At 25.6% G+C, this 958-nt stretch carries 1 protein-coding gene; it reads right to left on the bottom strand.

Features of this window, described 5'->3' with window-relative positions:
* Positions 1-41: 41 nt before the first annotated feature.
* Positions 42-560, bottom strand: a complete 519-nt coding sequence (locus tag CJF42_RS26010; RefSeq protein ID WP_095369372.1) for a hypothetical protein — start codon at positions 558-560, stop codon at positions 42-44.
* Positions 561-958: the final 398 nt, after the last annotated feature.

Below are 958 nucleotides of genomic sequence, written 5' to 3'. Positions count from 1 at the left end.
ATATGTGACTTTATCTGTCGTGCAAGTAATTTTAAAACATCTCATAGCATCTTAATTTTATCAACATAAGTTTGTAAGGTTCTCTCTAAATCTGCAACAAATGTTTTTTGATATTTTTTAGTATGATTTTCTATATTTGCTGCAACATCTAAAATTCTATTAATTTTTCTTGAAAAATCTAAATCCAACTGCTCAGGAATAGATTTTAAACAAAGCGATAATGAATGTATTTCTTCATTTAATAAAGTAAGTTGCTTTTTAACTTCTTGTGGTACTTCGGTTGTTATTTTTTCTATATTTTTACAAATAGAATAAATGTCTTCATTAATATTAGCAATGGCGGCTTCTTGCAATACGCGACCTAATTTAGATTGGACTTCTAGCAACATACTCCCTCCCTTAATTACTTTATTTTTCATCACTTCCACAGATGATATTTTGAACTCTTTTTTTACTAGCATTAAATCCAAAAAAGCTTCAATCTCTATAAATGAATCTAAGCTTTGTTGAATAGCGCTTGAAAAGTCTTCAGGTTTTTGTGATCTTTTTTTCATCTTCATTATTAAATTCCTTTTGTGAGTAAAAAGTTCTCTATCTTGCAGAGGTAGCGCACAATAAAACACAAAAATTAAATTATAAAGATCGGTTTTTTGATATTTATAATGGATTTTCATTATAAATTTCAAAAAAAAGCCATTAAAATAGATTAAACATCTGTAATAATTAATAATTTTTTTTTATAAAACCTACATTTTTTAAAATGTGTTAAAAAATGTATTTGTTGCATATTTTGTGAATAACATTAATTCAACAATATAAAAAATGAAGCATTAATGCTTTTTAGTGAGAAAATAAACTTTAGGTGATATCAACCTGATTAAGTTCATGATCTAATTACATTACAGTTTTAACACAAACTTTTATTAATGAACTCCTTAGTAGAAATCGATTTTAACCG

The organism is Pseudoalteromonas sp. NBT06-2 (assembly GCF_002276045.1).
GTDB lineage: Bacteria > Pseudomonadota > Gammaproteobacteria > Enterobacterales > Alteromonadaceae > Pseudoalteromonas.
Note: the sequence above shows the minus strand (reverse complement) of the source record. Positions and strands in the feature narration are given on the sequence as shown.

What these genes read in the sequence shown, in the direction of transcription:
- CJF42_RS26010 (WP_095369372.1), bottom strand. Translation starts at nt 560, where the DNA reads ATGAAGATGAAAAAAAGATCACAAAAACCTGAAGACTTTTCAAGCGCT.